The organism is Allobosea sp. 05T439, assembly GCF_056396005.1.
The window spans coordinates 88,369-111,551 of record NZ_JBFTKP010000018.1 but is presented as its reverse complement, the minus strand read 5'-3'; the positions used below and the strand labels follow the sequence as shown (position 1 = coordinate 111,551).

The 23,183-nt window shown below is 62.1% G+C and carries 21 protein-coding genes; 9 read left to right on the top strand and 12 right to left on the bottom strand.

Features of this window, described 5'->3' with window-relative positions:
* Nucleotide 1: 1 nt before the first annotated feature.
* The 3 genes from AC1DIO_RS21000 (at nucleotide 2) to AC1DIO_RS20990 (ending at nucleotide 2,415) form a co-directional block, all read left to right on the top strand.
* Nucleotides 2-751: an SDR family NAD(P)-dependent oxidoreductase gene (locus AC1DIO_RS21000; RefSeq protein WP_441505612.1), complete on the top strand. Its 750-nt coding sequence runs from the start codon at nucleotides 2-4 to the stop codon at nucleotides 749-751.
* On the top strand, nucleotides 748-1,521 hold the full coding sequence (locus AC1DIO_RS20995; RefSeq protein ID WP_441505613.1) for a sulfite exporter TauE/SafE family protein: 774 nt from the start codon (nucleotides 748-750) through the stop codon (nucleotides 1,519-1,521). Before AC1DIO_RS21000 ends, AC1DIO_RS20995 begins: the two co-directional genes overlap by 4 nt.
* A gap of 117 nt (nucleotides 1,522-1,638) precedes the next feature.
* Nucleotides 1,639-2,415 carry an enoyl-CoA hydratase/isomerase family protein gene (locus tag AC1DIO_RS20990; protein ID WP_441505614.1) on the top strand — a complete coding sequence of 259 codons (777 nt, stop codon included), beginning with the start codon at nucleotides 1,639-1,641 and terminating at the stop codon, nucleotides 2,413-2,415.
* 37 nt (nucleotides 2,416-2,452) lie between these two features.
* Here the strand turns inward: AC1DIO_RS20990 and AC1DIO_RS20985 are convergent, their stop codons facing one another.
* Genes AC1DIO_RS20985 through cyoA form a run of 5 tightly spaced genes read right to left on the bottom strand, consistent with a single transcriptional unit; the run spans nucleotide 2,453 to nucleotide 7,413 of the window.
* Nucleotides 2,453-3,202 carry an SURF1 family protein gene (locus AC1DIO_RS20985; protein ID WP_441505615.1) on the bottom strand — a complete coding sequence of 250 codons (750 nt, stop codon included), beginning with the start codon at nucleotides 3,200-3,202 and terminating at the stop codon, nucleotides 2,453-2,455.
* Nucleotides 3,203-3,212: 10 nt separating this feature from the next.
* Entirely contained in the window at nucleotides 3,213-3,590 is a 378-nt protein-coding gene (gene cyoD / locus AC1DIO_RS20980; RefSeq protein ID WP_476854030.1) for a cytochrome o ubiquinol oxidase subunit IV, read from the bottom strand.
* A complete protein-coding gene (cyoC, locus tag AC1DIO_RS20975; protein ID WP_441505616.1) occupies nucleotides 3,587-4,222 on the bottom strand; it encodes a cytochrome o ubiquinol oxidase subunit III in 636 nt (211 codons plus the stop codon). The genes cyoD and cyoC overlap by 4 nt, the downstream gene beginning before the upstream one ends.
* Nucleotides 4,223-4,231: 9 nt before the next feature.
* On the bottom strand, nucleotides 4,232-6,232 hold the full coding sequence (gene cyoB / locus AC1DIO_RS20970) for a cytochrome o ubiquinol oxidase subunit I (protein ID WP_441505617.1): 2,001 nt from the start codon (nucleotides 6,230-6,232) through the stop codon (nucleotides 4,232-4,234).
* 41 nt (nucleotides 6,233-6,273) lie between these two features.
* Nucleotides 6,274-7,413, bottom strand: coding sequence for a ubiquinol oxidase subunit II (gene cyoA, locus AC1DIO_RS20965; protein ID WP_441505618.1), 1,140 nt, complete (start codon nucleotides 7,411-7,413; stop codon nucleotides 6,274-6,276).
* 126 nt (nucleotides 7,414-7,539) lie between these two features.
* Between cyoA and AC1DIO_RS20960 the strand changes: the two genes are divergently transcribed.
* Nucleotides 7,540-8,865: an MFS transporter gene (locus AC1DIO_RS20960; protein WP_441505619.1), complete on the top strand. Its 1,326-nt coding sequence runs from the start codon at nucleotides 7,540-7,542 to the stop codon at nucleotides 8,863-8,865.
* Between the two features lie 101 nt (nucleotides 8,866-8,966).
* Here the strand turns inward: AC1DIO_RS20960 and AC1DIO_RS20955 are convergent, their stop codons facing one another.
* Entirely contained in the window at nucleotides 8,967-9,173 is a 207-nt protein-coding gene (locus AC1DIO_RS20955; RefSeq protein ID WP_441492172.1) for a hypothetical protein, read from the bottom strand.
* Between the two features lie 1,261 nt (nucleotides 9,174-10,434).
* Complete coding sequence (locus AC1DIO_RS20950) at nucleotides 10,435-10,977, bottom strand: hypothetical protein (RefSeq protein ID WP_476854029.1); 543 nt, start codon at nucleotides 10,975-10,977, stop codon at nucleotides 10,435-10,437.
* A gap of 880 nt (nucleotides 10,978-11,857) precedes the next feature.
* On the opposite strand from AC1DIO_RS20950, the gene AC1DIO_RS20945 reads away from it, so the two are divergent.
* Together AC1DIO_RS20945 and AC1DIO_RS20940 are read left to right on the top strand one after the other, a co-directional pair.
* Nucleotides 11,858-13,066, top strand: coding sequence for a UvrD-helicase domain-containing protein (locus tag AC1DIO_RS20945; RefSeq protein WP_476854028.1), 1,209 nt, complete (start codon nucleotides 11,858-11,860; stop codon nucleotides 13,064-13,066).
* Nucleotides 13,067-13,084: 18 nt separating this feature from the next.
* Entirely contained in the window at nucleotides 13,085-14,647 is a 1,563-nt protein-coding gene (locus AC1DIO_RS20940) for a UvrD-helicase domain-containing protein (RefSeq protein ID WP_476854027.1), read from the top strand.
* Between the two features lie 489 nt (nucleotides 14,648-15,136).
* On the opposite strand, the gene AC1DIO_RS20935 is transcribed toward AC1DIO_RS20940, so the two are convergent.
* The 3 genes from AC1DIO_RS20935 to AC1DIO_RS20925 form a co-directional block, all read right to left on the bottom strand.
* A complete protein-coding gene (locus AC1DIO_RS20935) occupies nucleotides 15,137-16,063 on the bottom strand; it encodes a hypothetical protein (protein WP_476854026.1) in 927 nt (308 codons plus the stop codon).
* A gap of 137 nt (nucleotides 16,064-16,200) precedes the next feature.
* Nucleotides 16,201-16,614 carry a hypothetical protein gene (locus tag AC1DIO_RS20930; RefSeq protein WP_476768798.1) on the bottom strand — a complete coding sequence of 138 codons (414 nt, stop codon included), beginning with the start codon at nucleotides 16,612-16,614 and terminating at the stop codon, nucleotides 16,201-16,203.
* A 73-nt stretch (nucleotides 16,615-16,687) separates the two neighbouring features.
* Nucleotides 16,688-18,145 carry an RES family NAD+ phosphorylase gene (locus AC1DIO_RS20925; RefSeq protein ID WP_476768797.1) on the bottom strand — a complete coding sequence of 486 codons (1,458 nt, stop codon included), beginning with the start codon at nucleotides 18,143-18,145 and terminating at the stop codon, nucleotides 16,688-16,690.
* A 148-nt stretch (nucleotides 18,146-18,293) separates the two neighbouring features.
* On the opposite strand from AC1DIO_RS20925, the gene AC1DIO_RS20920 reads away from it, so the two are divergent.
* Nucleotides 18,294-18,851 (top strand): DUF4365 domain-containing protein, encoded by a 558-nt coding sequence (locus AC1DIO_RS20920; RefSeq protein ID WP_476854025.1) that lies wholly within the window; start codon nucleotides 18,294-18,296, stop codon nucleotides 18,849-18,851.
* Nucleotides 18,848-19,996, top strand: coding sequence for a hypothetical protein (locus tag AC1DIO_RS20915; protein ID WP_476854024.1), 1,149 nt, complete (start codon nucleotides 18,848-18,850; stop codon nucleotides 19,994-19,996). Before AC1DIO_RS20920 ends, AC1DIO_RS20915 begins: the two co-directional genes overlap by 4 nt.
* 686 nt (nucleotides 19,997-20,682) lie before the next feature.
* Here the strand turns inward: AC1DIO_RS20915 and AC1DIO_RS20910 are convergent.
* A complete protein-coding gene (locus AC1DIO_RS20910) occupies nucleotides 20,683-22,374 on the bottom strand; it encodes an FAD-dependent oxidoreductase (protein WP_476854023.1) in 1,692 nt (563 codons plus the stop codon).
* A gap of 147 nt (nucleotides 22,375-22,521) precedes the next feature.
* On the opposite strand from AC1DIO_RS20910, the gene AC1DIO_RS20905 reads away from it, so the two are divergent.
* Nucleotides 22,522-22,743 (top strand): hypothetical protein, encoded by a 222-nt coding sequence (locus AC1DIO_RS20905; RefSeq protein ID WP_476770008.1) that lies wholly within the window; start codon nucleotides 22,522-22,524, stop codon nucleotides 22,741-22,743.
* On the opposite strand, the gene AC1DIO_RS20900 is transcribed toward AC1DIO_RS20905, so the two are convergent.
* A complete protein-coding gene (locus AC1DIO_RS20900) occupies nucleotides 22,708-23,031 on the bottom strand; it encodes an acylphosphatase (RefSeq protein ID WP_476770004.1) in 324 nt (107 codons plus the stop codon). The genes AC1DIO_RS20905 and AC1DIO_RS20900 overlap by 36 nt on opposite strands.
* Between the last annotated feature and the right edge of the window lie 152 nt (nucleotides 23,032-23,183).

The following is a 23,183-nucleotide window of genomic DNA, read 5'->3' as shown; positions in this document are numbered from 1 at the left end:
GATGACTGAACTCGACGGCAAGGTTGCGCTGGTCACGGGAGCAGCCCGCAATATCGGGCGCGCCATCGCGCTCGAACTCGCCGCCGGTGGGGCAGCGGTGATGGGCGTGGCGCTCTCGGACGAGACAGGGCTTGGCGAAATGGTCGCCGCAGTCGAGGCCGAGGGTGGTCGTGCCGCCTGGCAGTTGGCCGATGTCACCAACCCTGGCTCGGTCCGCGCCGCCGTCGAGGCCACGCTCAAGCGCTTCGGCCGGATCGACATCCTCGTCAACAATGCCGCGATCCGTGGCGAAGTGGCCTTCGATGCGATGACCTTGGCGCAATGGCATCAGGTGCTGGGCGTCACGCTCGACGGCCCGTTCCTGTGCTCGCAGGCGGCGCTGGACGCGCTGACCGCGAGCGGCGCAGGCGCCGTCATCAACATCGGCGGACTGACAGCCTATACCGGCGCGAAGCAACGCGCCCATGTCGTCACCGCCAAGGCCGGACTCGACGGTCTCACCAAAGCGCTGGCGCAGGAGCTGGCCGAGCGCGGGATCACCGTCAACCTCGTCTCCCCCGGCCTGATCGATACGGTGCGCGGCGGCCACTCCGCCGCCGAGCCGGACCATCACAAACACCGCACCACCTTGGTCGGACGCCGCGGCCGGCCGCAGGAGGTCGCGGCGATGGTGCGCTATCTTGCCGGGCCGAACGGGCGCTATCTCACCGGCCAGACCATGCATGTGAATGGCGGGGCCTATCTGCCATGAGCCTCGTGGCCGACCCGGCCTTGCTCGGATCGGCCGTGCAGGTTGTGACGGCGCTCGCCGTCGGCACAGCCGCCCTGGTCGGATCGCTGCTGAGTGCGCTCACCGGCTCGGGCGGCGCGATCGTGCTGTCGCTGGTGCTGGCCCCGATCATCGGCGTCGCCTCCGTGGTGCAGACGATCAGCGTTGCGATGCTGCTCAGTCATGTCGCGCGCGTCGGCGCCTTCCGGACACTGATCGACTGGCCCGTCACGAGGCGCATCCTGTCGGCGGCGATCCCCGGCTGCCTTGCCGGAGCGGTGCTCTATACCCGACTCGACGAGGCGGCGATCGGGCTGGTGCTCGGGATCTTCCTGATCGCGATCGTGGTGCTCAAGCGCCTGTTCGCCGGCCGGCGCTTCGAGATCGGGCCGACCGGCGTTCTCGTCGCGTCAGCATTCTTCGGCTTTCTCTCGGGCACGACGATCGGCGGCGGATTGCTGATGATCCCKATCCTGCTCGGCGCCGGGCTTGGMGGTGCAGCGCTGGTCGCGACCGATGCGATCGTCGGTCTCACCATGCATCTCACCAAGACACTGGTCTTCGGGCAGGCAGCAGTCCTGACCAGCGCGCAGGTCTGGCTCGGTGCGGTGATCGGGCTTTGCATGTTTCCGGGCGCTTGGCTCGCCAGAGCACTGCTCGCCCGCATACCGCTCAAGGTCCACACGCTGCTGCTCGACGGCGTCGTTGCGCTCGGCGGCTTCTCCTTCGTGGTCCAGGCCCTGAGGGACTGAGCTTGAAACGATGTCCGACACAGGTTCCGGCGCACGCCGGTCCGACGCCGCGCTCCAGCCGGGCGCCGGCGACAGCGGTTCCCCTGATGCCGGCTGCAGGAAGGAGAGCAGGAATCGATGAGTGACGAGATCTGCTATGAGGTCGACAGCGGGATCGGCTGGATTACGCTCAACCGGCCGCAGGCGCGCAACGCGCTGACATTTGCGATGTATGACCGTGTCGCCGAGATCTGCTCCGATCTCAAGGGCCATGGCTCACCCAAGGTTCTGGTTCTGACCGGGGCGGGAGAGAAAGCCTTCGCCGCCGGAACGGACATCTCGCAGTTCCGCGCCTTCGACAAGCCGGAGGATGCGCTGACCTATGAGGCACGCATCGACGGTGCATTGCAGAAGATCGAAAGTTGCCAGGTTCCGACCATCGCGGCGATCTCGGGAGCGGCAACGGGCGGAGGCGCCGGCATCGCTTGCGCCTGCGATCTCCGGATTGCGACGCGCAACGCCCGCTTCGGCTTCCCGGTTGCGCGCACGCTCGGCAATTGCCTGTCCATGAACAATTATGCGCGGCTCGCCACCCTGCTCGGACCGGCGCGGGTCAAGGACATCGTCTTTACCGCGCGGCTGATGGATGCCGACGAGGGCCACCGGATCGGTCTCTACACTGAACTCGTCTCCGACCATGCCGCGCTGATGGAGCGGGCAAAGGAATTGGCCACGACCATTGCTGGCCATGCACCGCTGACCCTGCGCGCGACCAAGGAAGCGATGCGACGGATCACCAGATCCGACCGCACAAGGGAAAGCGACCTCATCCTGATGTGCTATATGAGCGCCGATTTCCGAGAGGGTATCGAGGCCTTCCTCACCAAGCGCGCGCCGACCTGGCAAGGACGATGAGGCTTGGTGAACCTCGGAAGCCGCGGGTTCGCTGCATTTATGCTGACGGCGGCTCGTCGGCCTTGCCCCGGATCACATAGGCCGCCGCCCCCGCGCTCATCAATGCAAGGCAGAACCAGGTCAGCGCGTAGACAAGATGCGTGTTGCGGAAGCTGACCTGTGTCATCCCGCCCTGCGGCAGCGGGCCAGGCTCGGAGACAGCGTCGGCATCGACGAAATAGGGTGCGACCTCTCCGACGCCCTGTGCCTGCGCGATCTGCACGACATCGCGGGAATACCAGCGCCCGGCGGCGGGATCATTCGCACGCAGGAAGCCGCCACCCGGCTCGCTCAGCCGCAGCAACCCGATGGGACTCGCCGCTTCGCCGGCAACCTTGCGCCGTTCGTCCGGCCCACGCCGCCCCTCCGGCAGGAAGCCGCGATTGACGAGAACGGTAAAGCCGGCATCCGTTCGAAACGCCGCCAGCACCCAGAAGCCGGGGCCGCGCTCCGTCACCGCCATCGTCAGCGTTTCCGGCCCGGGGAGATAGCGCCCCTGCAATGCAACGCGGCGATATTCGTCGGTGGCGGCGTTGATCCTGCCCCATTCCGCCGGCCCGGGCGCGGCCGCTGGCGGCGCGTGGATGCGTGCCTCGACACGGACGATGAGGTCGAGCTTCCAGGCCCGCCGCTGCATCTGCCAGATGCCGAGCCCTGCGAAGATGAGCGCAAGCACGCAGGCTGCGGCGACAAAAACGACATGGGCCGTGCGCGGTCGGCGCCCCTGCCCCGCGTCCGGGAACGTCACGACGCCAGCCTCACATCCTGTGCATGTCGCTCGGCATCATGTTGGCGTTGAGGTGGTACATGACCCACAGCGAGCCCGAGAGCACGATCACCACGATGATGATGGTGAAGATCAGCGCCATCATCGACCAGCCGCCTTCGGAGCGGCCGTTCATGTGAAGAAAATAGACCATGTGGACGACGATCTGCACCGCCGCGAAACCCATGATCACGAGCGCGGTCAAAGTCGCGTGACCGAGCACGTCATTCATGACGAGCCAKAACGGGATCGCGGTCAGGATGACCGAAAGCACGAAGCCGGTGATGTAGCCGCGCAGGCTGCCATGGGGAGCGCCATGGGCGTCCCCGTGCTCGCCATGCGGCTCGGCGTGATTCTGGCTTCCGCTCATTTCAGCACGCCCATCAGGTAGACGAAGGTGAAGACGCCGATCCAGACGATGTCGAGGAAGTGCCAGAACATGCTCAGGCACATCAGCCGGCGGCAATTGGCCTCGATCAGTCCGTGTCTTGCGACCTGCCTCATCAGCACGACCAGCCAGATCAGGCCGAAAGTGACATGCAGCCCGTGCGTACCGACCAGCGTGAAGAAGGAAGAGAGGAACGCGCTGCGCATCGGCGTCGCGCCCTCGTGGATCAGGTGGGCGAACTCGTAAAGCTCGACCGCGAGGAAGCCGAGGCCAAACAGGCCGGTCACGACGAGCCAGCTCTGCATTGCGGCCTGCCGGCCCTTTTCCATCGCCAGCATGGCGAAGCCATAGGTGATCGAGGAGACCAGCAGCAGGCCGGTATTGACCGCCACCAGCCTGAGATCGAACAGGTCGGCGCCGGACGGCCCCGCCGCGTAGTTGCGCCCCAGCACCCCGAACGTCGCGAACAGCACCGCGAAGACGAGGCAATCGCTCATCAGGTAGATCCAGAAGCCGAGCATGGTCGAGCCGCCGGAGTGCTCGTGCTCCTCTTCCGTGACGTAGAACGTCGGGGCGCCGTTTCGGACCGGGACCTGTGCTGCCGCCTTCGCCATCATCATTCCTCAGGCCCGGGCCAGCAGCTTGCTGCGCGAATCCTCTTCGCGCAGTACGGTCTCTGCCGGGATGTGGAAGTCGCGGTCGTAATTGAAGCTGTGCGTGATCACACTCGCCACGGCGCCCACGAAAGTCAGCGCTGCCAGCCACCAGACGTGCCAGATCAGCGCGAAGCCGCAGAGCGTCGCGAAGCCCGCGATGATGACACCGGCCCCGGTATTCCTCGGCATATGAATCGGCCGGAAGCCAGCGAGCGGGCGCTGATAGCCGCGCTTCTTCATGTCGGACCACGAGTCATGGTCGTGGATCACAGGGGTGAAGGCGAAATTGTAATCCGGCGGAGGCGAGGACGTCGACCATTCCAGCGTGCGCCCGTCCCAGGGGTCGCCGGTCGTGTCGCGCAAGGCATCGCGACGGATGATGCTGACCGCGATCTGGATGAGGAAGCAAAGGATGCCGAACAGGATCAGCACCGCGCCGATTGCCGCGATCACGAACCAGATCTGCAACGAGGGGTCCTCGAAGCGATTCAAGCGGCGGGTCACGCCCATCAGGCCGAGCACATAGAGCGGCATGAAGGCGACGTAGAAGCCGACGACCCAGAACCAGAAGGAGAGCTTGCCCCAGAACGGATCGAGCTTGAAGCCGAAGGCCTTCGGAAACCAGTAGGCGATGCCGGCGAAGATGCCGAAGACGACGCCGCCGATGATGACGTTATGGAAATGCGCAACCAGGAACAGGCTGTTGTGCAGCACGAAATCGGCCGGCGGCACCGCCAGCATGACGCCGGTCATGCCGCCGATGACAAAGGTCAGCATGAAGGCGATGAGCCACATCATCGGCAGCTCGAAGCGGATGCGGCCGCGATACATCGTGAACAGCCAGTTGAAGATCTTCGCGCCCGTCGGGATCGAGATGATCATCGTCGTGATGCCGAAGAAGGAATTGACGCTGGCGCCCGAGCCCATCGTGAAGAAATGGTGCAGCCAGACGAGGTAGGACAGGATGGTGATCACCACCGTCGCATAGACCATCGAGGCATAGCCGAAGAGCCGCTTGCCGCAGAAGGTCGAGGCCACCTCCGAGAAGATGCCGAAGGCCGGCAGGATCAGGATGTAGACCTCGGGGTGCCCCCAGATCCAGATCAGGTTCACGTACATCATCGGGTTGCCGCCGAGATCGTTCGTGAAGAAGTTGGTGCCGACATAGCGATCGAGCGTCAGCAGCGCGAGCGTCGCCGCCAGGATCGGGAAGGTCGCGACGATCAGGACATTGGTGCACAGCGACGTCCAGGTGAAGACGGGCATCTTCATCATGTCCATGCCGGGCGCGCGCATCTTGATGATGGTCGCCACCAGGTTGACGCCGGAGAGCGTTGTGCCCACGCCCGCGATCTGCAGCGCCCAGAGATAGTAGTCCACGCCCACCCCGGGTGAGTAGGCGGCACCTGAGAGGGGCGGGTAGGCAAGCCAGCCCGTCTTGGCGAATTCGCCGATGAAGAGCGAGGCCATCACCAGCACGGCGCCGCCCACCGTCATCCAGAAGCTGAAATTGTTGAGGAATGGGAAGGCGACATCCCGCGCGCCGATCTGCAACGGCACGACGAAGTTCATCAGCCCCGTGACGAAGGGCATCGCCACGAAGAAGATCATGATGACGCCATGGGCGGTGAAGATCTGGTCGTAATGGTGCGGCGGCAGGTAGCCCTCGCTGCCGGCAAAAGCGATCGCCTGCTGGCCCCGCATCATCAGCGCGTCGGCGAAGCCGCGCAGCAGCATGATGACCCCCAGGATCATGTACATGATCCCGATCTTCTTGTGGTCGACGCTGGTGAACCACTCGTTCCAGAGATAGCCCCAGGCCTTCATCCGCGTGATCAGCACGAGGAGCGCAAGGCCGCCGAGCACCACGACAGCAAAGGTCGCCACCAGGATCGGCTCGTGCAGCGGCAGCGCTTCGAAGGTGAAACGGCCGAACACCAGCTTCCACCATTCGGGATAGGAGGTCATGGATCCCTCGTCTCGCTAGCGGCGACCATCTCGGACGCGGTTCAGTTGGCAACGCGGGCGGTGACGCCCGCGGTACCGTAGACGTCGGCGGGTGTGCAGATCGCCGTGACGAAGGGGCGCGGCGGCATCGGCTGCCCGCCCCGGCGCACGCTCTTGTCGTATTCGAGCGCCATCACGGTCGAGATCCCCTCCCTGCCGCCGCCGCCCTTGGCATCCATCGCCATCATGTCGCGCGTGCACATCTTGGCGCGATCGACGCACATGTTGAGGACCGCCTGGAACAGGTCCGGTGCGACATCGCGGAACTGCCGCGTCGACTCGCGCTCGCTTGGGCGTTCCAGCACCAGATATTCCTCGCGTCCGAGTGGCCCGCCCTTTTCGCGCGCGGCTCGGGTCCAGGCCTCGAAGCCCTGGCGGTCGACGCCGCGGAAACGGAAGCGCATGTCGGAGAAGCCGGCGCCGCTGTAATTGGCCGAGAAGCCCTCGAAATCGCCGGGATGATTGATCACGGCGTTGAGTTTCGTCTGCATGCCCGGCATGGCGTAGATCTGCCCCGCCAGCGCCGGAATGAAGAGGGAATTCATGACGGTGGAGGACGTGATCCGGAATTCGATCGGCTGGTCGACCGGCGCCACGACCTCATTGAGCGAGGCGATGCCCTGCTCCGGGTAGAGGAACAGCCACTTCCAGTCGAGCGCCACCACCTGGATGACCAACGGCCCTTGCGGTGGCGCGTTCTCGCTCATCCTCGCAGCGGCAGCCGGCTTCGCCGCGCTGATGCGCCCGAGCGGCCGGTAGGGGTCGAGCAGATGCGTGGCCATCCAGGTGATCGCACCGATGACGATAATGATCAGCAACGGAACCGCCCAGATCACCACCTCGAGCGGCAGCGAATGGTGCCAGTCGGGGTCATAGGTCGCGTTGGCCGAAGCGCGGTAGCGCCAGGCGAAGAACACCGTCAGCGCCATCACCGGCACGATGATCAGGAGCATCAGCGCCGTGGAGGTCAGCAGCAGGTTTCGCTGCTGCACGGCAACATCGCCGGACGGTGCCAAGAGCACCATCTGGCAGCCGCCGAGCATCGCGAAAACAGGCAGAACCGTTAGAAATCGAAGGATCCGCAAGAGACTCGAGACCTCCCTGCCGCCGGAACAACCTTCTCTATGCCCATTCCTTCGCATCACCCATCAGACAATCTGTCCCATTGCGAAGGTTTGACGGGTATCTGCGATCCACCGTATCCATTTGCATGAGGTGCGGGCAAGCCCGTACGATCCGACCCGCCCGATAACGAGGGGTTCCCGGTCATGAGCGCTGAGGCAGCGAACCATACATCGGGCCACCTGACGGACGAGCACGGGCGCGACCATGTCTCGCCCGGCGAGATCGCGATCGGCGTGATCATCGGCCGGACTTCCGAATATTTCGACTTCTTCGTCTTCGGTCTCGGCTGCGTTCTGGTCTTTCCCGAGCTGGTGTTCCCCTTCGCCGACCGGCTGACCGCGACGCTCTATGCCTTCGCGATCTTCGCGCTGGCTTTCATAACCCGCCCGATCGGCACAGTGCTGTTCATGGCGATCGACCGTCGCCACGGCCGCGCGGCCAAGCTTACCGTTGCGCTCTTCCTCCTCGGTGGCGCGACGGCCGCCATCGCCTTCCTGCCCGGCTATGCCACGATCGGCATCTGGTCCGGCATCATTCTCGCGATCTTCCGGCTCCTGCAGGGCATCGCGCTCGGCGGAGCCTGGGATGGGCTCTCCTCCCTGCTCGCCCTCAACGCGCCCGCCGGCCGCCGCGGCTGGTACGCCATGCTGCCACAGCTCGGTGCTCCGCTTGGCTTCATCCTTGCCGCCGGGCTGTTCGCCTATTTCGAAGGCTCGCTGTCGCGGGAAGATTTCCTCGACTGGGGTTGGCGCTACCCCTTCTTCGTCGCGCTGACGATCAATGTCGTGGCGTTGTTCGCGCGGCTGCGGATGGTCGCAACCCACGAGTTCGCCCAGCTCATGGAAACCCGCGAGCTCATGCCCATGCCGGTCCTTGAACTGGTCAGGGCGCGCGGCAGCACCCTCATCCTCGGCGCCTTCGTGCCACTGGCGAGCTTCGCGCTGTTCCACCTCGTCACCATCTTCCCGGTGAGCTGGATCAACCTCTTCACCGAACGTTCGGTTTCGGAATTCCTGATGGTGCAGGCGGCCGGCGCCGTGGTTGGCTTCGGCGCGATCGTCACCTCCGGTTTGATCGCCGACCAGATCGGCCGCCGCAACACGCTCCTTGTCTCTGGCGGAATGATCGCGCTCTTCAGCCTGTCGAGCATCATCGCCCCCCTGCTCTTCGGCGACAGCCTGGCCGGGCAGACGATCTACGTGATCATCGGCTTTGGCCTGCTTGGGCTCTCCTACGGCCAGACTGCCGGCGCCGTGGCCTCGAGCTTCGGCACCCAGTACCGCTATACCGGCGCAGCGCTGACCTCGGATCTTGCCTGGCTGCTCGGCGCGGGCTTCGCGCCACTCGTGGCGCTGACCGTGTCCAGCCAATTCGGGCTCGCCTGGGTTGGCGTCTATCTGCTCTCGGGCGCGCTCTGCACGCTCGCGGCACTAGGGATCGATCGGCGGCTCGAGGGGCGTTACGGCTGAACCACCCGCAACCCGCAAGCGATGATATGCGTCCGCGCCGAGCCTGAGGCGGTGGAAGAGGCTGAAATGGTCCGAAGTCAGCGGCCGCTCAGCGCCTACGGCTAACGCGTCGCACGCCGTGTTGCGCGCACCACGGTGGGAGCCGTGACCGCCCCCGCAGCGCCCCCAACGACCGCACCGACCGGACCACCGACAAGTGCGCCCGTTCCCGCTCCGGCAGCGGCACCGCCGATCCTCTGCTGGGTCGTGTTGCAGGCGCTCGCCGCCAATGCGGTGAGTAGCAATAGCGTCATCACTGAAGCCTTCATCGCGCGTCCTCCTGGTTGCGCAACGTCCTTGAACGGCAGCTGTTCCCCTGCCGTGGACCGATCGGGTGGCAATCTCTTCGGCTTCGCCCCCAAAACGGATCGCAGCATCTGAGCAGTGACGGTGCCGCATCATGCTCAGTCCATTGCGCCCGGTCGTTCGTCGGATCTCACGCTGAGCCACGCCGCTTCGAATTGGCGCGCAGTCGCCAGCGCTTGGCAGCGGCGCTGCCTTGCGGTCGACAAGGAGCGGCAACAACCACCCTGCTCACGGGGAATGCTCAGCAGGCGATCGAGAGACTGGATGCACGACGATTCGGCCCAGCAGGCCCCGCGATAGGCGCGTGGGGTAAAATGGGCCATGATCGCGCGAACCGCGCCGAAATCATGGGACGACCGGGCACATGACCGACACGCGGCCGGATCGATCGCTGGCAGAACGACACGCGTTGGCGAAGATCGACCACCCCATGGCCTTCGGCCGAGTGCAGAGCGCTGAATCGTGCTTGAATGAAAGCTTACAAATGGCCCTGAAAACGAACCGTAAGCAGTGCTCCTGAGAAGGAGCCAAAAATGGCGCGCCCGAATAGCGTAACTTCGAACCAACTGTTCGAAACGCTATTGGCCTGGAATTCACTCCTTGAGGAGCGAGAATCCTCTGATTATGCAGTGCCGCAATGTCTCTAAGCGAATTGCGCTGGGCCAACATGTGTATCGGCGCGGCTTGTTTCCCATTGGGCGCCGAAGCTAGCCTCCGCAATTTCGAGCGTAGGGGCCGTCAAATTTATCAGTTATTTGTTGCCTGTAGGATTAAGAAAAATGTCGATTATGTGCGGCCAATCGCATGCCGGTTTGCACACGAATAACCCGACACCAATCCGCTAAGTTCACCGAAAATCGGACTCCCAATGGCTTCATTGCCGACCAGAATCGTGTCACGCGAGCTAATGGGGTCCCTGACTACGGGTTCCGCCGAGGAGACTCGGTTTATTTCGAATATGCCCCTCCGGCGATCAAAGCCCCGCTGTGGCTGACGTGAGGAGGTGCTGTTCTACCCGAAAAGAGCAATCTAGCGAGATAGCGCGGTCTTCACGACGTCATAGCGGGAAGCGCGCGGCTGCCGTTGCCAACCGCCCACTAACATTCAACCCGGACCTCTCGGCGGGGGCGGATCAACACCACTCGCCGCTGCCGAAGAACCAGAGGCGCCGAGGCGCCGAGGCCCCCAATGACGCGTGCGGGGTGAAATCACCATCGCCAACGGCTACTCGACAATGCCAACGGTTTTTAGTGCCTGCACAAGTTCTGGGTGCATCTCAAATTTCCAATTCACGCGCTCTGTCTTAGTCCCGCTAACTTCGTTGGCGAGAGCGCTGATCAGAAAATCCGATCCATCATGTTCCATTTTCTTGAAGGTCAGCGAAAGCGCCTCACCGACCTTTCGACCCAACTTGCCGTAATGGAGATTCGCCGTCCCGTAATCCGACCATCCAGCAGCGCGAGCGAGCTCGCCTGCCGTTTTGATTCCGGCTGCGTTCTCCGCCAGCATCGCGCGCTCGTACCGCTTTAGAAGTTGGGTGCGAAGGTACGTCTCATACTGTTCAGCAGTTGCGATGTGGGTTTCGCGTCGGCCCTGCTTTGCAGCAGCAAAGGACCGATCAAGCCAGGCACGGGCTGCGATATAGGCGTCGTCCATTGTATCGCCTGTGGCGATGTGGTGCCGCTTGTCGCCCAGATTAATCGCAACCTCGCATTTTTTGCGAAGCGTGCTCCCCTTGAGCTCGAAGCCCTTATATTTTTCGGGCATTATTTGTTTGATCCCCCCATTAATTTTTGGGGCAAACCATACAGATCGGCGGGTCTAACACCAGTACGATAGGCGCGCCGATGTAGACGACTTTTGTCGGATACCCGTTCGTCACCGGTTCCGTCACCGAGATCTCCGTCGCTTGCGTGAGATCTTACTCGGCGGTCGCGCCGATGGCGCCGCCGCACGCCTAGTGGCGTCTCGCCTCAGGTAGCGAGGCGGCTAGACAAGATCAGATGACGCCGTTGGCTTGGAGCTGCAATCGGATAGGGCTTGATAATCCTCGACTGCAGCTCTCAGCATGCTCAATTTGAGGCGTTCGGAATCGCTGATCTTCCTGAGATCCTCGATCTGGCCAATGCGTTCGAGCACCACACGGTACTCCTCATGATTTGTGATCGCCACGGTCGGGGTTTCCGGCCAGCGTTCGGCGCGAGCTTCACATCGGCTTTGGCACGGCGGCACGGCGGCGACCTACTGCGTTGCTCCGAGCGCGCGGAAGCGGCGGTCGCGTGGCCATCGCGGACCACAAGAGTTGGAAGGCGCGTGAAGGCGCTTCCGTCCCGCGCCAGATGCGGACATTGGCGCATTGCCGAAGAAGCAGACGCTACGAGTGTGCTGACAAGAGTTCGGCTCTCGACCCAAGCGAGACGTTCGCGGCAGAGCGCCAGATTGGGGAAGATGGCCCATTCCGGACTCTGACAACGTCTGCTCTCAGACAGTCTGATGCGTGCGCCGGCCAGGGCCGGAAGCTGCCCGTCCGCTATGTTCGCATTCAGCAAATAGTTGACGTTCCGCTCTCGAGGGCAAACAGCTGTCGAGCCCTGTCAACTCGCACTTTGCTAAGCTCACGCTCGCCATGTTCTCGATTAAGACAGCCATGCTGAAGCGCGCCCGCACATATCGTCCCGGACTATTCGCCCGACTGTTCTCCGGCGAGAACTGGAAACTGACACCCGGTCAGCGTTCGACTGCCGGTATCTGCCTGGTGTCGGGCGGCGGCGAGACCGAGTTGGAATGCTTAGACCTCGTGTCGGTCCAAACCGCGAAAGGGGCCCTGTGGCACGCCGTTGAGATCCGCTCGAGGACCAAGGTGGATCGCTTATCGGGCCTCGGCCGAAACGCCGCAGACGAACTCGCGGCCGACCTCGTGGCGTTCGTCAACGAATATCTGGGCGAGCTGATCCGTTCCGAGACTGATCAGCTGCGCGAGATCGACGCGAGACTCGGCGCGGTCGTGACGGACAACCACCGGTATCTGGCGAATTCGGACCTCGCCAGCGCAATTGCCGGCGTGCCAGGAAAGGCGGCAACGGCGTTTTCGCACCCCCTGTTCGATCCCAGGCGGATGGCGCAGACGCTCGAGGCCGCCTTGCCGGCCTCCCACTCCTTCCTAACCGATCCGAACGTGCGCCATCACTACAACGAGCGGTTCGTCGTGGCCGAATTGGCCGCTTTTGCGGCGTTCTTCGACGACCTGGACGGCCGGTCGTTGTCCGGGCAGCAGCGTGAGGCCTGTATCCGCCTCGAGGACAACAACCTGCTCATTGCGTCGGCGGGATCGGGCAAGTCCGCCACAATGGTGGGCAAGGTAGCGTATGTGCTCGCGAAGAAGTTAGTACGCCCTGACGAAATACTGGTCTTGGCCTTCAACAAGAAGGCGGCCGGTGAGCTTAGGGAGCGCATCGCCAGGCAATTGAAGGTGGAGCCCGACAAACTTGAATGTCGTGTGACGACCTTCCACGCTTTGGGCCGCGGCATAATCCAGGAGGTCGACGGGCGGCCGCCCCAGCTTGCCAACTGGGTCGAACATCCCGCCGGGGAAGCCAAGGCGATTGAGGAAATCATCGTTGAACTAGTCAGCTCCGACGGGGAGTTTATGCGACTTTGGGTTGATCTCCTGGTCTTGCATCCCAAGGCCGATATCCCCCGGGAAACGTTCGACAGCGAGGTTGACTACCAACGATACGTCACGGAGCGGCGGACCAGGGGTAAGGCGACGATCGGCTCGCTGGCCGGAATTTACGTCAAATCATTGCAGGAACAGTCGATCGCCAACTGGCTCTGGTTGAACTCGGTCGCGTTCTAATACGAACGACAGGTCGAGGTGCGGGACGCGGAAGGCGCCGTCCGCCATATTCATCCCGACTTCTATTATCCGGCGACCGGTACCGTGCACGAGCATTTCGCGATCGATGCAAACGGCGCCTCACCGTTCGAGGACTATGTCGTCCACGCCGAGGCAAAGCGCCGGGACTATCAGGTCGGGCAGATCGACTTTTTCGAGACGCGATCCGCCCAGGCCAAGGACGGCACGATTTTCGATGTCATGCGCGAGCAACTTGAGCGTCGCGGGATACCACTCGTGGCGAAGCAGTATAGCGATATTGCGAAGGCGCTGGAGCCAGTGGTGGTCAGGCACTACCACCAGATCATCGGCACGTGCGTCAAGCACATCCGGGCGAGCCACCTGACGCTCGATACGCTGCTGCAGCTTGCGCAGTCGCTCCAAGATAAGGAACGCGCACGGATATTTTCGGGCGTCGTTTACAGAATCACCCAAGCCTATTCCAAAAAGCTCGTGGATGCCGAACGGATCGATTTCGATTCCATGATCGCCGACGCGACGCAGCTGGTTGAGACGAAACGATACACCTGTCCGTACTCGCTGATCCTAGTGGACGAATTCCAGGACATATCTGGACCCAGGGCTAAACTCATTAAGTCGCTGCGAGACCAGAAGCCGTTCTCCAAACTCTTTGCCGTGGGCGACGACTGGCAGTCTATCTACCGTTTTGCTGGCTCGGATGTGACCCTCTTCACAAGATTCGAGCCGAACTTCGGCACAAGTTGGCAAGGTCGGCTCGAGCAAACTTACCGCTGCAACCAGCTAATCGCGGAGACAGCTGCGCGTTTCGTTCAACGGAACCCAGAGCAACTCAGGAAGTCGGTACGGTCTATACGGCCCGCTATACCCAAATCGATCCGCGTCATCCCGATCGAAGGCGCAAAGAAGAGGCCGGACTTCGGCGCAGCCTGCCTGCGGATATTATCCCGGCTGGATGTGTTCCTGGGAAGCATCGTCGCGGAGCAGCGGCGCGACACGGCAAGCCAGAAGCTTAGAGTACTCGTTCTCTGGCGCTACAACCATCTCGATCCGTTCGCCGGCCGTATGCCGGCATTCGCGCATATCGAGGTTTCGGCGCTTTCCTTCCACCGCTCGAAGGGTCTCGAAGCGGACTACACTATCCTGCTCGACATCAGCGAGGGCGACTATGGTGTTCCGAGCCGTGTCGAAGACGACGAGCTGCTGAACCTAGTGATTCCCAATCCCGAGACCTTCGAGTACGCAGAGGAACGACGCCTGTTTTACGTCGCCTTGACCCGGGCCAGCCGCGGCGTCTTCATGCTGGCCGACAGTGCCCGACCCTCGCGCTACATCCAAGAACTCTGCGAGGCCGCTGGTGAGGAGATCCGCTTCGAAACCATCGACGGCCAAGCGCTACAGCGATGCCCGGCCTGCCGAGTTGGTCAGTTGGTCGAAAGGAAAACGAAGACCGGGCGCTCGTTCGTCGGCTGCAGCCAGTATCCAAACTGCAGGCACGCGGTGTTCTCCGGCAAGCAAAAGCAAAACAGATCGCGAGCGTCACGGCGACCTATAGTTCAATAGTGCTATAGCCGCCGCTGTCGCCAACCTCGCCGTTGAATGGACATGCCGCTCCCTCCAAATTTTCCACGCGAGAACCGGCTAACGTCCGCCTTCGGGCGCTGGCAGAGGTGATCCCAAGGGCCGATATGGGCACATCCGGTCCTGCGGAGCGGACCTAGCGAACTTCAGCTAGCCACCCATGTCGGTTATTGGCGAAATGGCCGCTCGCGACCCAAGTGAGACGTTCGCGGCAGAGCGCCAGACGGGGGAAGATGGCCCTTTGCAGACATGCGGAACGTCTGCTTCAGGGCAGTCTGCTGGGCCTGTTGATCGAGCAGCCACGGGTGGCCCTTCACCCGACTTTCGGAATGTCAGCTTGTGGGCGCATTCAAATCCATTTTCCGAGTGCGCCGAGAGATGATGCGCCTGCGCGCTTTTTACGTCCCACTATTGCAACTGCTGGCACTTTTTCATGCAGCGTCATGCGGTATGTTGCATCGGGAGGGCGCCCTAAGGAGAGTTGGGGAACAAGGTCGACTTGGCCCGCCTAGCAGCCTTCGGCTGAGGTGGCCTACTGACCAACAGCACCTGTTTTTCGATCTTTTCCACGAACTCCCGGATCATATCGGCAGCAGCCTGGACATACTGCTTTGTGAACATCGTAAGTTGCGTTCCGTCCTTGTTGAAGCCGTTCCGGTGAACGCAGTCGTGACGGAGCTTGATCATTGCGATCAGCGCAGCGCTATCCTTCGCCAACGGCAGGATCTGGAACTGCAAGGCGGTCGAATAGAGGAAGTTCACCCGTTCCAGGTTGTGATAGAGGATCTCTTGGAGGTAGGTCCGCACGCGTCTCTCGACAAGATCAGGCTCCTCGGCGATCTGCACCAGCGTGAACTTCTGCTTATTCAGCTCAGTGTCCTTCTCCATCAACCGGCCCATCGCCGCGGGATCGTTCAACGTCGCATTGATCAGGGTGTCGCCTAGGTAAGCTTCGAGCGCCGTGATCTGATGTGAGAAGATCATCCGGTTGAGGAGATGACCCCCGCCTAGCCCACCATGGTCGGCTAGCAGGTCACCGGTCATGTGATAAGAATCGTGGTAGATTCGGAACGGATCAGGCGGGGTATCGTCATTGAGCCAATACTCGTCCTCCGCGTCCGGCACATGTTCAAGGCCGAAGTCGAAGTTCTTGATGACCTCATGCCGGCCGACATCGGTGTCGTCGTTATTCTCGATCCCGAGCGGGTATTCCCACAAAGCCCAAGTGAGTGTCCCTAGATGCGGGTGCTCGACGATGGCCTCATAGCGCAGCTCGGACCCCATGCCCCGCTCTTCGCCGCCGTTCTGCTCCCATTCGAGTTCGTCGCTCTCGATTTCGTAGACGACCCCGGTCGTCCGGTGCCGGATCTCGGCGGTGCCTTTCGTGTACGGTTCCATCGCCCTACTCCCCCTTGCCGTCGGTCACCTTGGGCCACTTTTCTCTAATGCTGCCAACCACCGTCTTGAGGCTCTTTCTAGGCGCCCAGTGATACCGGCCGAAGATGTCGCTGAAGCCGATGTCGACGTCGTTGTCATCACGGAGGTGTTCGTGCCGGAACGGCAGGTAGGTTGAGAACTTCTCTCCCACCGGTCACTGGCATGCCGCCATGGGCGGCCCTTCTGGCATGGATTGCATCGGGGATGTTGTTGGCGGTGACCATCACGCCCCAAGTCCACCTGTCTCGCCCGAGTTTGTACCACCAGCCGTCCGCGCGTGACCGGGCGACGAGGTTAGTGATCGTCGTGTCTGTGGGACCGAAATTCGTCGCGTTTGCTTCTAGGAAGGGAGGGGACTTACCGTTCTCGTCGATGATGTGCATGACGGCAAAGCCGATCCGGATCTTTGGCTTGGGGTGAAGCCACTTGCTCCACACCGTCCATGCCAGGCTGACCAGCGAGACGATCGCCGAGAAGATCGAGACGACGAACGCCCAGTCAGCCGTCGTCATTGCGGTCGCCACCGCGGAAGCAGCCGCTCCACCCATCTAGATTACTCCCACCGCCGACGCGCTGTCCGTCACGTTAGAATCCGCCATCCCGCCATTGGTAGCTATTGCGCGACACGCGGTAGTCGGTGGTGTCGTATTTTACCCTGTCCACGTGGTGGACTCTGAGCGATTTCATGTCGACGCGCAGAGCCGGCTCTCTGCTATCCACGTCGGGTTCGATCCAAGGGTTGCCATGTATCGCGGCGAAATCCGGCCAGCCGGGTGACGGAGCGGCCATCTTCCTTTCCTCGGGCGGGAGCCATTCGATCACGGAATAATCGATGTCCTCCCCATCGGCATGCTGTTCGTAGGTCTTGCCTTCGATCCTCGTCCCCTTCGGCACCTCATAGGTTTCGACGCGTGCGGCCTTATGGAAGAGCACGACATTCAGGTCATCGCCTGCCGCCTGCACCGATGGGAACAGGATGCCATCGATCGCAGGCTCCTTCTGGGTCGCGAGGAAATCGGCGATCGCCTGAGTGGGCAGGTACTCAAAAGCCTCATCGTCCGGCATCACTGGTCGCGTGATTTTCTTGCTCAGGAACCGGAGGAACATCGCTCGCTCTAGCCGCCTTCCGAAGCTTGGGTCGAAGATGCTTCCGCGCTCCACGACATCGCTCAGCGCCGTGAGATCGAGCAGGCGCAGAGGTCGGATGATCTCGAACCGCCCGACCAGGGTTTGGCTGCCGACTGGAGGTCGGACCTCGGCAAGAGCAACGAGAGCCGTGCTCGCGCCGTAAAATACCGATATGCCGCGAGCGTTCATCCGTCCTGCACTCGATAGGTGCGCAGGGGCCGATCCCAGATGCTTGTCTGGCCGGCCCATGGCTTCGACGAGCTTGTCCTCGGATTGGAACGCTCTGGCCCGGTAGAAGGCCTCCAGCGGCGTGCCCGGACCAGCATCGACAAGCAGGGGGCCGTCGTTCTTGGTTCGCATCGTCTCGATGTCGCCAAATACCGAAACAAGGTGTTTCGTGGCCGTCTGACTGAAGAAGCGCGCCTCCGTCTTCAGCGATCGCTCGAATGAGCTCCATTCCCCATGCCAGGCATCGATGGTCGACCTCCTTTCCTCATAGTAGGATTCCGCAGCAAATTCGGTTTCCAAACCACTCATAGAGGCGTCGTAGTCACCGTTCTCGTCGTCGAGGATCTCTTGGATGTCTCGCGCGGCATCGGCGGAGATCTCGGCGGCGTTGGCGATGGCATTGATGACTTCCTCGCCATCCCGTTCCCACTCATAGGTCCCCTCCTTATCCGCCTGCATCATCTGCTGGAAGGAATTGGGCTGATCGGAGGTGCGCCTGTAGTGCTCGTTGAACACTTCGGAGATCCGCTCTGCCATGGTCGCGAGCGTGTAGCTCTCTTGCTGAGTGCCGCAATACGAACACTCAGCGACCTTGCCGTGGGTCAGCATTTCTCTTTTTAGAAAGCTCTCGCCGACGCATTCGAAGCACAGCTTGTTATTTTTCAACTCGGCAATATCGAACGACATCAATTCACGCCCTGTGCTTCTCTTCCGGTGTCGGGAGCATGCCCCGCCCGCAGAGCCTTAGGAATGGGCCCGCCCGAAATTAGGAATTTATGGAGACTGACGCAGGTAAAGACCATACTGAGGAACGTCGGCGCAGTCGGGGGTAGATGTGTCATCGGCTTCTATTCTGAGACCCTACAATGACGTTACGGCCCGGCAGGAAGCATTCTCAAGCGCCTACATTCAGGCCGTGGCGGCAGTGGCGGGATGCTCGATCTCTTCGCCGCGACCGGACAACGACAAGATCGACTGGCTGATAGGCTCCCGGGTTCGTGGCACGATGTTTACGAAACCGATGATCGCCGTGCAGGCGAAAAGTCTGCTGAGTTCCGCAGCCGAAGGGGAGCACACCTCCTATGCCCTCGACATCGAGACCTATGACATCCTGCKGGACGAGCAGGTCTCGATACCTCGGATCTTGGTTGTGGTTCTCACGCCAAAGTCGCTTCCGAACTGGCTCGCCCAGAGCGAACAACAGCTCGCCCTGAGCCATTGCGGCTATTGGGTCTCGCTGAAAGGGCTTCCGGAATTTCCAGACCAGGACTCGCGGGTCGTGCACCTGCCACGATTGAACGTTTTTTCCCCGCTATCGTTGCAGTCGATGATGACGAGGATCAGCAATGGGCAGGATCTGTCCGGCGTCGTCGCCGCGGATGAACTGCAATGAAGGCGCTCATCACCGACAAGGACGCGATCTCCGCGCTCAGCCCCCTGAGCGTTATCGGTTACCTGCGCGCGAAGGGCTGGACGCGATATAGCGAGACGGCTGGAAAGTTCTCCGTCTGGGTCAACGACCAGAAGCCCGACGCGGAGCTGGTGATACCCTACAAGCGGGCATCCGATTACGTMTCGCTCCTGAGCGGCGTCCTGCGCGAACTGGAGGTCGCGGAGGAGCGGTCCCAGCTGAGTATCATCCGAGACCTGCTGAATTCCGGTTTCGATGTCGTACGCGTCGCCGCGAAGTCTTCTGACGCGGCAGGCGGCTCGATACGCATCGACGAGGGACTAACCCTGTTCGAAGAGGCTCGTGAGATCCTTCTCGCGGCCGCGTGCGCAGCTGTGAAGCCACGTTCGGTTTTCCACGCGCGGAAGCCGCAGCAGGCCAATGAGTACATGGAAACGGCCCGCCTGGGACAGACCGAACACGGCAGCTATGTTCTGACCATGCTTTCGCCTGTGGCCCCCCAGCTTAACGCTTACAGCGACACGAACCTATTTCCGGAGGACCCCTTCGAGCGTCGGGTAACCCGCACGCTGTCACGATCCGTCAGCCTCACCGTGGATGCCGCCGCCGAAGCGTCTATCAGCGGAAGCTTCCAGCCATTTCAGGACGCCGTCGCCGATGGCGTCAGCGCAAACCTGTGCGAGGCCGTGAGCCGCCTTTTCAAAGTCGGCGATCCCACGTCGATTGCTGTCTCGGTAGCATGGGCACAGAATCGGCCGATGCCAAGCGATGTCCTTTCGCGGGTCGTGATCAGCAAGGACGTCGTCCCGGCAATCACCGAAGCGGCAAGACTTTTTCGAGCGACGGACACTCTGGAAGACTACCTAGTCCAAGGACCTGTTGTCAGGCTGGAAAGGGAKGATGGGGAGCCTAGCGGGCGCGTGACGATTTACGCACCGATCGACGAAGTGCTCCGTAAGGTCGTCGTGACACTTCCGCTCGACGACTACAACAAGGCAACCCAGGCTCACGGCCGATACCAAGCCGTGAAATTACGGGGCAACGTCAAGAAGTCAGGGCGGTCTTACGTCGTAACGAACCCTGTTGGGTTTGATTTTTCCGCGGACGTGGACGACCTTGATAACTGACCGAGGCCGTTTGATGGTTGCGCTGGATATTCCGGTCAGGGCTGCAGTGCGGCCGTGACCGCGAATGCTGGCTCCGAACACTAAAGAACCGGCCACGACTTTAGATGTCTCCCAGACAAACCTCTCCAAATGTCCATATGGCCTCTTCAGATCGCCGATAATCAGGAATCCGACGCGTCCCGCTAGCGTGCGTATCGTTGCCCTATCGGCCACGTGCGCTTTCGGGCAGGAGCCAATCCGCATCTGGCGCTAGCCGAAACTGGCTGCATGCTATGAATGGCTCGTGAATAGGACCCGGAAATCTGCGGAGCCTTACAATGGCGCTATCTCGACGTACCATTCGGAATTGTCGGCTCGGCTTCACGACCGGCTACGACGCTGAGGTGATCCCGCCGGAGTTCGAAAAAGTTGAGCGCTTGGAGAAAATACTTCAGCTCCGGCACATCGTCGGAGCGGTCGCGAGGCTGACCACAACCACCTAACCCTGAAGCGAGCAGCCCCAACGTCTCAGATGGGTCGGATCCGGGCAAGCGGTCGAGCTATCCTGATGTCCGCTTCCGGGCAGTGAGCCAATGTCTGGATGTGGCGCACTTCAGTCCCGCCCCTCGAAGGCTTTCAAGATTCCGCTGAACGGAGCATGCACCTCAGCGTAGCTGGCCCTGGGGTGTTGTAGAGGTCACGTTCCATCAAGCTTGCGGCACCGCATTCAATGCGGGTCCGACGTTCCGTGTCAGGACGGAATGGATCTGCGCGATGACGGCGGCACCTTCGCCGACGGCGGCGGCGACCCGCTTGGTCGAGCCGGCACGCACGTCTCCGACGGCAAAGATGCCTGGGCAACTGGTTTCGAGCGGCAGCCGCCCGCCGTCACCGGCGCGCTCCCCCGTGAGGACGAAGCCCGTTCCGTCGAGCGCCACACAGCCGTCGAGCCAGTGCGTATTGGGATCGGCACCGATGAACAGGAAGAGGTGGCGCGACGTGCACTCCCGGATCGCACCAGTCCGGCTGTCCCGAAACGTCGTCCCGGTCAGGCCTGTCGCCCGGTCGCCGTGCAAATCGGCAATCTCGCTGCCCACATGCAGCTCGACATTGGGCAACGCCGCGATTCGATCGATCAGGTACCGGGACATGGTCTGCTCGAGGGGTCGGCGCACCACGAGGTGCAGATGCCTGACCTGCGGTGCGAGATAGGCAACCGCCTGGCCCGCGGAGTTTCCTCCGCCGACGAGGACGACGTCCTCGCCGGCACAAAGTCGCGCCTCGACGGGCGATGCCCAGTAGGAAACGCCGGCCCCCTCCAGCTCGTCGATGTTGGGAATGTCGGGCTGCCGGTAGCGCGCTCCCGAAGCGATCACGATGGTGCGCGACCGCGCAGTGCCACCGTTGCTGAGCTCGAGGGTGAACGGGGCTTCCGCACCCGCTCCGTTACAGCGGAGCAATTCGACGGTCAGCGGAATGGCGAGTTCGGCGCCGAACTTCGCCGCCTGATTGAAGGCCCTCCCCGCGAGGGCCTGTCCGGAGATGCCGGTCGGAAAGCCGAGATAGTTTTCGATCCGGGCGGATGCGCCCGCCTGGCCGCCAAAGGCGCGGCTGTCCAGGACCAGGACAGATAACCCTTCGGATGCGCCATAGACGGCAGTGGCAAGCCCGGCCGGCCCGGCCCCGATGACCGCCACGTCATGGACAATCTTCGKATCGAGATCAGGTGTGATGCCGAGACAGGACGCGGCATCCGCATTGCTCGGGCTTCTGAGCAATGTGCCGTTCGGGCAGATCATCAGCGGCAGATCTTCGGGGGCGACGCCGAGCCGTTCGACCAGTTCGCGACCCTCTGCCTCGCATGCGGCAATGACAGTGTGAGGGTAGCCGTTGCGGGTGAGAAACCCCGACAACCCGACGATGTCGGGATCATCCCGGCGTCCGATCAGGATCGACCCTGCGCCGCCGGTCTGCCCCTCCTCGATCAGCATGACGCGCCGGAGGATAAAGGCGCGCATGATCGTTTCACCGACATCCGCCGATCCAATGACAAGCGCACGGAGATGCGGCGCATCAAAGGGTATCGCGACCGCGCCAGTGTCACCCGCCACGACCGACATGAGGGATGGACGGCCCGAGAGCTGATTGGTCTCGCCGGTGAACTGACCGGGACCGTAGGTGGTGACCACCGACGACTGGCCGGCTGCGCTACGCCGGATCGCGTCAGCCGAGCCATCGAGGATCAGCCAGGAGGGGGCGTTGCGGGCGCCGATTTCATAGACGACGTCACGAGGGTCGAAGCGGCGCGGTGCACCGCTCGCGAAGCGACGCGCCGTCGCGATCTGAAGGGCGGACAGTGTCGGAAAAATCTGCTCTCGCCGAGCCTCGCCGATTGCCATGGGGTGACCTCCGTATCGGGCCTTTGCCACTTCTCGTGCGCGACACCATCCGACCAGATTAGGAGCTTGACCGCAATCACGCGGGCGCGAGCTGAKGCGCCTTCGGAAACGTTGACGGAAAGGGAATTTGCTCAGCTACGAAGTATCATGAGGCGCCTCTCAGAGGGCGGCCCGCGCGCGCTGAAACTCGCGAAATACTATGCAGGCAAGGATCGGCGAAGCGCGCCAAGGTCCGCCTTCCGGCAGAAGGCCAATGTCCGCTTCTGGCGCATCGAGGCCCTGCCTTACAGGGTCGGCGAATTCGCGAAATCTCCGGACTTCAAGGGCGACTGGCTAAGGCGAATGAGGAGTATCGCGCCCTTTTTGTAGAAAGCTATCGGTTGCGGCAATGAAGAAGGTCTGGCCGCCGCCATCTAACCGCGGCGGTGCTGCTTCTAGGCGACGAACATCCTGGACATCTGCGCCGCGGGGCCCTTGCCCCGCCTCAAGAACTAATCGCTCGACACTTTCGGCTGGACCGGAAAGCGCTGCTTCCACGGTGCCGTCTACGCAGTTACGCACCCAACCGCTTACGCCAGCCGTGAGCGCGCGGCCGCGGAACCATTGCCGGTAGCCAACTCCCTGGACCCGTCCGGAAATGCTGATGTGCAGATCCATTCGATCCCGCTTTTCCGTCAAGAAATCGCTCCATGAAATCTAACACCCAGTCCTGACCAATCTCAAGGCGCGCTCGTTTGAATGTCCGCTTCAGGCTGGCGGGCCAATGTCCGGAAATGGCGCTTCGAGTCATCTTGCAGGGCATTGGGTGC

What these genes read in the sequence shown, in the direction of transcription:
- AC1DIO_RS20930 (WP_476768798.1), bottom strand. Translation starts at nt 16,614, where the DNA reads ATGACGACGGCTGACTGGGCGTTCGTCGTCTCGATCTTCTCGGCGATC.
- AC1DIO_RS21000 (WP_441505612.1), top strand. Translation starts at nt 2, where the DNA reads ATGACTGAACTCGACGGCAAGGTTGCGCTGGTCACGGGAGCAGCCCGC.
- AC1DIO_RS20955 (WP_441492172.1), bottom strand. Translation starts at nt 9,173, where the DNA reads ATGAAGGCTTCAGTGATGACGCTATTGCTACTCACCGCATTGGCGGCG.
- AC1DIO_RS20960 (WP_441505619.1), top strand. Translation starts at nt 7,540, where the DNA reads ATGAGCGCTGAGGCAGCGAACCATACATCGGGCCACCTGACGGACGAG.
- AC1DIO_RS20945 (WP_476854028.1), top strand. Translation starts at nt 11,858, where the DNA reads ATGCTGAAGCGCGCCCGCACATATCGTCCCGGACTATTCGCCCGACTG.
- cyoA (WP_441505618.1), bottom strand. Translation starts at nt 7,413, where the DNA reads ATGCGAAGGAATGGGCATAGAGAAGGTTGTTCCGGCGGCAGGGAGGTC.
- AC1DIO_RS20935 (WP_476854026.1), bottom strand. Translation starts at nt 16,063, where the DNA reads ATGGAACCGTACACGAAAGGCACCGCCGAGATCCGGCACCGGACGACC.
- AC1DIO_RS20905 (WP_476770008.1), top strand. Translation starts at nt 22,522, where the DNA reads ATGAGGCGCCTCTCAGAGGGCGGCCCGCGCGCGCTGAAACTCGCGAAA.
- cyoC (WP_441505616.1), bottom strand. Translation starts at nt 4,222, where the DNA reads ATGGCGAAGGCGGCAGCACAGGTCCCGGTCCGAAACGGCGCCCCGACG.
- AC1DIO_RS20925 (WP_476768797.1), bottom strand. Translation starts at nt 18,145, where the DNA reads ATGTCGTTCGATATTGCCGAGTTGAAAAATAACAAGCTGTGCTTCGAA.
- AC1DIO_RS20990 (WP_441505614.1), top strand. Translation starts at nt 1,639, where the DNA reads ATGAGTGACGAGATCTGCTATGAGGTCGACAGCGGGATCGGCTGGATT.
- AC1DIO_RS20950 (WP_476854029.1), bottom strand. Translation starts at nt 10,977, where the DNA reads ATGCCCGAAAAATATAAGGGCTTCGAGCTCAAGGGGAGCACGCTTCGC.
- AC1DIO_RS20900 (WP_476770004.1), bottom strand. Translation starts at nt 23,031, where the DNA reads ATGGATCTGCACATCAGCATTTCCGGACGGGTCCAGGGAGTTGGCTAC.
- cyoB (WP_441505617.1), bottom strand. Translation starts at nt 6,232, where the DNA reads ATGACCTCCTATCCCGAATGGTGGAAGCTGGTGTTCGGCCGTTTCACC.